The sequence below is a fragment of the Cellvibrio sp. genome (assembly GCF_046347455.1).
GTDB lineage: Bacteria > Pseudomonadota > Gammaproteobacteria > Pseudomonadales > Cellvibrionaceae > Cellvibrio.
On record NZ_JAXMGC010000015.1, the window covers coordinates 1 to 7,543 of the forward strand.

7 protein-coding genes are annotated in these 7,543 nt (G+C 45.1%); all 7 read right to left on the reverse strand.

Translation table 11 applies throughout. The features are described 5' to 3' along the window. Nucleotides 1-623 (reverse strand): TolC family protein (locus tag U1F02_RS15595; RefSeq protein WP_409991328.1); only part of this gene is annotated, 623 nt, incomplete at its 3' end. 5 nt (nt 624-628) lie between these two features. Then, nucleotides 629-2,563: a MacB family efflux pump subunit gene (locus U1F02_RS15600; protein ID WP_409991329.1), complete on the reverse strand. Its 1,935-nt coding sequence runs from the start codon at nt 2,561-2,563 to the stop codon at nt 629-631. Nucleotides 2,564-2,632: 69 nt separating this feature from the next. After that, on the reverse strand, nt 2,633-4,153 hold the full coding sequence (locus tag U1F02_RS15605; RefSeq protein WP_409988310.1) for an efflux RND transporter periplasmic adaptor subunit: 1,521 nt from the start codon (nt 4,151-4,153) through the stop codon (nt 2,633-2,635). Between the two features lie 209 nt (nt 4,154-4,362). After that, complete coding sequence (locus tag U1F02_RS15610; protein WP_409988309.1) at nt 4,363-4,893, reverse strand: cytochrome b/b6 domain-containing protein; 531 nt, start codon at nt 4,891-4,893, stop codon at nt 4,363-4,365. Next, nucleotides 4,890-5,573: a Fe2+-dependent dioxygenase gene (locus tag U1F02_RS15615; RefSeq protein WP_409991330.1), complete on the reverse strand. Its 684-nt coding sequence runs from the start codon at nt 5,571-5,573 to the stop codon at nt 4,890-4,892. The genes U1F02_RS15610 and U1F02_RS15615 overlap by 4 nt, the downstream gene beginning before the upstream one ends. 12 nt (nt 5,574-5,585) lie before the next feature. Then, a complete protein-coding gene (locus U1F02_RS15620; protein WP_409991331.1) occupies nt 5,586-6,701 on the reverse strand; it encodes an alpha-hydroxy acid oxidase in 1,116 nt (371 codons plus the stop codon). 59 nt (nt 6,702-6,760) lie between these two features. After that, nucleotides 6,761-7,543: TonB-dependent receptor (locus U1F02_RS15625; protein ID WP_409991332.1), on the reverse strand; the 783-nt coding region annotated here is incomplete at its 5' end.

A 7,543-nucleotide genomic window follows, 5' to 3' on the forward strand; every position in this document is an offset into this window, starting at 1 on the left:
GATACAGAGAATCGACAATACGTTGAATTCGCTCCGCAATTTCCACATTTTTTTTGTGCGGTTAGTGTGCGCTCTTGCAGAGCGAGATAATTAAACCAGGAAGTAGCTACACTTGCAGAAATACTTAAACGAACAGCCTCATTGGTGAAAACCGTTGATTTATAATTTGATTTGGCAGCATGACGATTTGCCATTACACCGCCCCACAAATCCAGCTCATAACTCGCACTTACGCCGGCGCTTGTTGAATTTGTCGTTAGCCAATCATTACCTTCCGTCTTCGAACGTCGCTCTCCGCTAGATGCACTCAAACTTAATGAGGGAAATAGACTCGCGTTGGCGATTTTCATTTGCAATTCGGCTTGTCTTACTCGTTCCCTAGCAATAACAACATCCGAATTTTTTTGCTGAGCAGCTTCAACTAACTGAGTAAGCTGCGGTGATTCGAAGGTTTTCCACCACTCTTTCTCAATATTAATTGCGCCTTCTCGTTGCGGCAGATATTCCCAAACCGGTGAAAATTGAATATTGGCATTTGGTACCTCATCCATTGACGAACAAGCTGATAGTGCCAAGCCAACAAAAACAAGAACAGGTAATTTCATTTTGTTAAATTGTTTCACCCTAATTACTCCGACGCCAAAGCGACTACAGGATTTAAGCGCGCCGCTTTTCGCGCTGGTAAGAAGCCAAATATTAAGCCCGTTAAAAAGGCACAACTAAACGCCAAAATGACTGGACCTAGAGAGTAATCAATCGGCATTCCAAAATGCCCTACTATAGCGGCGGCCAGCAACCCGAGAATGACGCCGATAATTCCGCCCAACGCAGAAACACTCAAAGCTTCAATTAAAAACTGTTGCATAATATTTCTCTGCCGCGCTCCCGTGGCCATACGCACGCCGATCTCCCTAGTTCGCTCGGTCACGCTTACCAGCATAATATTCATTACACCTATACCACCCACCAACAATGAAATTGCTGCAATTGAACCGAGCAAAATCGTCATAGTGTTTTGTGTTGCAGACAAGGTATCAATAAGGGAGGCCATATTGCGAATAGTAAAATCTTCTGTCCCATGTCGCTCCATTAACAAAGAGCTTACCGAATCCTGCACATCCATCATGTGCTCTTCTGAATCTACCGAGACGGTTACGTTGCGCAAAAACTTTCTTCCCATGATGCGCAAGCTACCTGTTGTATAAGGCACTAGAATTTTATCGTCTTGGTCTGCACCGCCTGGGTCAGCACCACGTTCGGCCATAATGCCTACCACTTGGAATAGCACGTTGTTAACGATGATGTATTTACCAAGCGGATCCTCGTCGGCAAATAATTTACGCACAACAGTTTTTCCCAATACCGCGACCGTCGCAAAAGTTTTTTCATCTTCTTCTGTAAAAAATGTTCCCGATGCAATATCCCATTTTCGAGCCATGGGGTATTGATAGCCGGTGGCATTCACATCCGTGCTCACATCCACATTGCCATAACGAATAGTGTAACTGCCCGTAAGCTCCGGCAAGGCAGCTGCAACGTGTGGCAATTTATTAATTTCTGCTACATCGGCAGGAACAAGTGTTTGAATTTCCCAAGCTCTACGCTGCTCAGGTCCGCCCGGTCTAATAACCAATAAATTAGAACCCATAGCACTAATACTATCTACCACCGCTTTTTTAGCACCATCACCAATGGCCAACATGGTTATTACAGAGCCAACACCAATGACGATCCCTAAGAGAGTAAGAACGGTTCGAAAAACATTGCTTCGCAGCGAACGAAATGCGGTTTTAGAGCCTTCCAAAATTTCAGTTGAGAAACTCGGTTCCCCGTGGAGAGTTGCCTCGGTGATTGGAGGATGAATTACTTCACTCGGGCCCGGATCTGAAACAATAAGACCGTCACGAATTTCTATTTGACGCTGCGCATGGTTGGCTACATGTGAATCATGGGTAATGAGTATAATCGTGTGCCCTTGCTCAGAAAGATTCTTGAGCAATTTCATCACTTCTTTACCACTGTTACTATCCAGTGCGCCTGTCGGCTCGTCGGCTAAAATAATTTGGCCGCCGTTCATTAGCGCACGTGCAATGGAAACACGTTGTTGCTGCCCACCGGAAAGTTGATTGGGTCGGTGATCTAATCGCGCGCTTAGCCCTAGAGAACTTAATAACTCGCTGGCGCGTTCGCGGCGCTCGTCCGGCGGCATTCCTGAATAGGTTGCGGGCATCTCAACGTTTTCACAGGCCGTTGCACCTGCCAACAAATTGTAACTTTGAAAAACAAATCCAAAGGCTTCACGCCGCAGTTGGGCTAATTCATCGGCATCAAAAGCAGAAACATTTTTTCCGGAAAAATAGTATTCACCAGTCGTCGGCTTATCCAGACAACCTAAAATATTCATCAAGGTAGATTTACCCGAGCCCGATTGACCGATAATGGCCACGAACTCGCCGGGGTAAATTTCTAAATCAATGCCATGTAAAACGCGCGTTTCCAAATCTCCATTCTGAAAACTTTTGGTAACGCCTGTCAGCTTGATCAGTGGTTGTTTATCAGTCATAAATTCGCCAGCAGAGACCTAAATGGTTAACAGCAATTGCATCGTAAAAAGCTATTTTTACTTGCATGCTTATCGCATTTGACGCGCACCACCACCCGGAGCGCCGCCACCTGGAACACCACCGCCCGCTCCCATGGGTGATGCCGGAGCGCCTTTAGGTTTATCGAGTTGACGCATAGCAACTACGACCGTTTCACCTTCATTTAAGCCTTCGAGAACTTGAGTCTGCACGCGGTTACTAATACCAACCATGACTTTTCGCTCTTCAAGCTCACCCTTGGCATTCATAACCTGAACCGTTGCTGGCTGCGGCGCACCATCTGATCCGGGCGTATGGCGCGGGCCACGTCTATGCCGCGGTTTCTCGTCACCTGAACTAGCGGATTGTTCCCACTTGTTTTCATTTACCCGAGACGATTGGTTTGCCTCTTTTTTATCGTCTGTTTTGTCGGCAGAATTTTTAGCATCAGGTTTGCTTTCGTCTTTTGCATCACCTTTCGAATTGCTCTTCGGATCATCTCTCTCTGGTTTATTATCCGAATTGCGTTTTTGCCAGTTAGATTGGTCACCCCATTTATTCTCGCCAGATTCACCGGTCTTGCGCGGTTTAAAATTCACGGCAGCCGCTGGGATTACCAATGTATCTTTAGCTTGGGAAGCAATAAAAAACACCTGCGTGCTCATTTGGGTCATCAGCATTTTGCTGTCGTTAGGTACGTCGAAAAGTGCGTTGTACAAAACAACATTGTTAGTAACCACGGGAGTTGGTTCTATGCGATCCAGCTTGCTATACCAGCGATAATCTTGCCCGCCTAAAGTTGTGAAATACACGGGCATTCCTACTTGCAACTTCCCTATGTCCGCCTCAGACACTTGAGTTTGAACAGTCATGATACTCAAGTCCGCAATACGCATAACCGTTGGCGCTTGTTGATTTGCATTAAGCGTTTGGCCTTGGCGCGAGGTAATAGTCACCACTGTTCCGCTCATGGGAGCGTAAATTTTTGCGTAGGCCAAATTCGCCTCTTCAGCACGCAGGCTGGATTCAGTTTGCTCAATTTGCGCTTGCAAGGCTTTCAATAAAGAATCGGAAGATTTATAACTTGCTTCTGCTGTCTGCAAGGACTCTTTGGTTGTAGCATCATCCTTAAACAAATTTTGTTGACGCTCTACCCGAATTTTGGCAAGCATCAACTGAGCTTCACGATCACCTAGTTGCGCTTTCTGATTTTGTAGCTGCGCGCGAATACCGTCCACTTTGGCTCGATAAACCGTCGCATCAATTTCTGCGAGCAGGTCCCCTGCATTAACTTGTTGCCCAACTACGACATGCAATTTTTTTAACTGTCCGGAAACCTGCGCACCTACATCAACGTATTCACGCGGCTGAAGTATTCCCGTTGCTGTAACCAGGTTTTGGATATTTCCTCGTTCAACATTTGCGGTTACATAATTTGCCGCTTCGTTACTCCGAGCAAAAAAATATTTCCAGATGCCTATAGCCACCAAAATCGTGGCTATAAGAAAAATTATTCTTTTAAAACGCCAAAACGAAACAAACTCAGCAATTGATGTCAGAAATCTGGACATATCCACGTCTCAAGTAAATATCAGGAGGTTTGGTCTGAATGAACCATGAAAATTCACCGCGTAACTCTACCATCCTTTATTCCGCATTTTGTGCAAAAAATGTGGCGTTTGAATGAACTTTGCATTTACAAAAATAAGCACAGGTGGAGCTTAATACGGCTGACAAAGCGTGGGAGGCAGATTAGGTAAAGCTTGGTGAAAAAGAAACACTAATCAACGCGGTTGCGCTTACCGGTAATCATAGAAAGCGGGAGATTTTCTTTAAGACGATAACTTTCAAACAGCGCAGCCAGTATATGTACGCCGACTAACATCAATAGTGCATCGGCACTCCACGAGTGAAGATCTTGCACCCAATCTTCTCCCCAGAAATAGTCGATTTCTTCCATCATAATACCGCTCACGCCTATAACGAGTATTAGCAGCATCATCAAGATCATCACAAGCGCACCAATAGGTGAATGACCTAAACGGTGATAAGGTTTGCGGTGGATTAATGCAGAACCATGTTGTTTAAGCCGGGTATAGGTGGGGAAAAAGTCCGACCAGCGCGCAGCACCCTGCCCAACAAATCCCCAGACGAATCTCACAATTAAAAACGCAACAGCCAAATAGCCGAGCCATTCATGCCACTTCTCACCAGCTTCATTAAACCAATAATTGGCAACAAAGACGCCCGCAATTGACCAGTGGAAAATCCGAACCAGCGGATCCCAAAGCAAGACTTTTTCTTGACTCATGTTGTTGCCCATGAACGCAACAAGTTGTGATAAATACCTGTGAGCTTTAATACATCCTTATCGCCGGCATCTAATTTTTGCGTAAGTTGCTGAATGGTTTGATCAAGCTCAAACAGGGTGCTGCGATTTTTTTCGTCGCGCACATAACTTTCAATCCAAAAAAATGAAGCGTAACGAGCGCCTTTTACGACTGGGTTAACGCGATGTTCAAAGCCAGACGAATAAAGCACCATATCACCTGCAGCGAGTTTAATTCCCTCCCCGCCCTGCACACCGTCGATCTCTAGTTCTCCACCCACATACTCGTCAGGCTCTGACAAAAACAGCGTGGCCGATAGATCACCGCGCACACTCATGTTGGTTCCCGGAACCGGCATAATTGCGCTATCTATGTGAGTACCGTAGGTGCCGCCGTCTTTGTAACAATTAAATTTAGGTGGATAAATTTTGCCCGGCAACGCTGCGGAAATAAACAATGGATGGCTCCCCAACTTACGCAAAATGTGATTGCGTAAACCTGTGGCCACCTCTGAGGCATCGTCCAGCTGTAAATTCTGTTTAGCAGAACGAGCCAAAGTTCCCGCTGTTTTAATACCGGGCTCCCAAACTGCTTGCGCCATGTATGCACGAAATTGTTTAACTTCATCTTTAGTTAAAAGATTTTCAATAATCAGTAGCATTACTGCTCCCTATTACGCAGTGCGTAAATTAAATTTGCGAATATCGGCAATAGTTGCACAACCGGCTTGCGCCATGGTGAGTTCTAATTCTTCACGCAAGAGTTTTAACATATGCGCAACACCTAATGCTCCGGCGACAGCTAAAGCGTAAACTTGAAGACGACCTATTAACACCGCATCCGCACCCAGAGCAATGGCTTTAAAAATATCTAAGCCTGAACGAATACCGCTATCAAACAATACTGGATAATTATTTCCCACAGCTGTTCTTATTTCTCGCAAACAATCAATGCTCGCCGGAGCGCCGTCTAAGCTACGACCGCCATGATTGGAAACAATAATGCCAGCGCAACCCATGCTTTTTATTTTTTCCGCATCTTCAGGATGCAAAACACCTTTCACAAAAATCGGTAATTTTGTTTGTGTTAACAACCATTCCAGATCAGCCCATGTGGGCGCCTCTTGCATGACACCTTGAAAAATTCTGCTCTGCCCATGCTGAATATGTTTCGCAGTTACTTGCTCATAAGTTTGAATATTTACTGCAACACAATCCGCCGGCATTTGAAACTGAGCGCGTAAAGCTCCCAAACTCGGAGAACGAATTGTTGTATCAATGGTAACAACAATCGCTTTGTAACCAGACGATTCAGCGCGTTTTAATAAATCTAAAGTTGCTTCACGCGAGAATTGAAAGTAAAGCTGAAACCATTTATCTGCTGCGCCAACTTTTGCGATTTCTTCCAGACTATAGCTAGACAGCGTACTAGAAATCATGCACGTATCAGTTGCATCTGCGGCACGTGTTGTATCCAGTTCGCCTTGTGGATGCGCAAGCTTCTGATAGGCAACTGGCGCTAGAAAAATAGGATGGCTGTAGTTTTTTCCAAGCAAACTGATTTGCGCATTTCCTTGTATTAAGTCACGCAATATACGCGGAACCACTGGGTATTTTGAAAACGCAGCCTGATTAGCCGCTAACGTTTGATCACGCCCACTACCACCAGCTATGTAAGAATAACTAGGCGCTGGGATAAAACCTTGTGCTAAAAGTTCGTAATCCTGCGCGAAATAAATATCGGCTGGAATGTAATTTAACGGCTGTAGTAATTGCTGACTCTCAATCATAAAAATAAAAAACCGGGCGAACGCCCGGCTCTCATGAGTAATAAGACAAAAAGCTGGGATTAGAAGTTGTAGTTTAGCGTAAGGCGAGTTGTGCGTGCATCGCCTTTGTAAACAAACGAACCCGAGCGATAGGCTGCAAGGTAATAGTCCTTGTCTGTCACGTTACCTACATTCAAACGTAAATCCAAATTTTTACTAAAGTCGTATGTCGCAAAAAAATCGAGCACTGCGTAAGCAGGAATTGGTTGCGAATAATAGTAAGCTCCCGATGCGGGAATAGTGGTATAAACAGCCGCCGTATCAGGCTGACCGGCGTATTTTTTACCTTCGTATTTCCAAGCACCGCCAAAACCGAATTTCTCGGTGAACTGATACTTCAATTGCAGATTCAAAGATTTGTCAGCAAAGTTACTAATTGTTTTACCAATATTGGCTGCTGTAGCAGACTCAAGCACTTCTGCTTCCATATAGGTTACACCCGCTTGGGTAGTCAGCTTTTCAGTAATTTGACCCGTCGCGCCAAACTCGATACCGCGAACGCGAATTTTTCCCGTGTTGAAGGTTCCCACCGAATCATAGTTAGCGCCTTCCATAACATCAGATTTAGTAACCTGGAAAATCGCACCCGTTAGCAACAAGGTTTCATCGAAGAGATTCCATTTGGTACCTAACTCATAGTTGTTTGAACGCTCTGGTTTTGCTCCGGCAACGCTACCGTTATAAATTACGGTACCACCATAACCGCTGCTTGTACCTACATCGGATTCACCACCGTTGATGTCTGCTGCAGTTGACCATGTTAAATAAATGTTGCCAACTTCATTGATGTCATAGACAACACC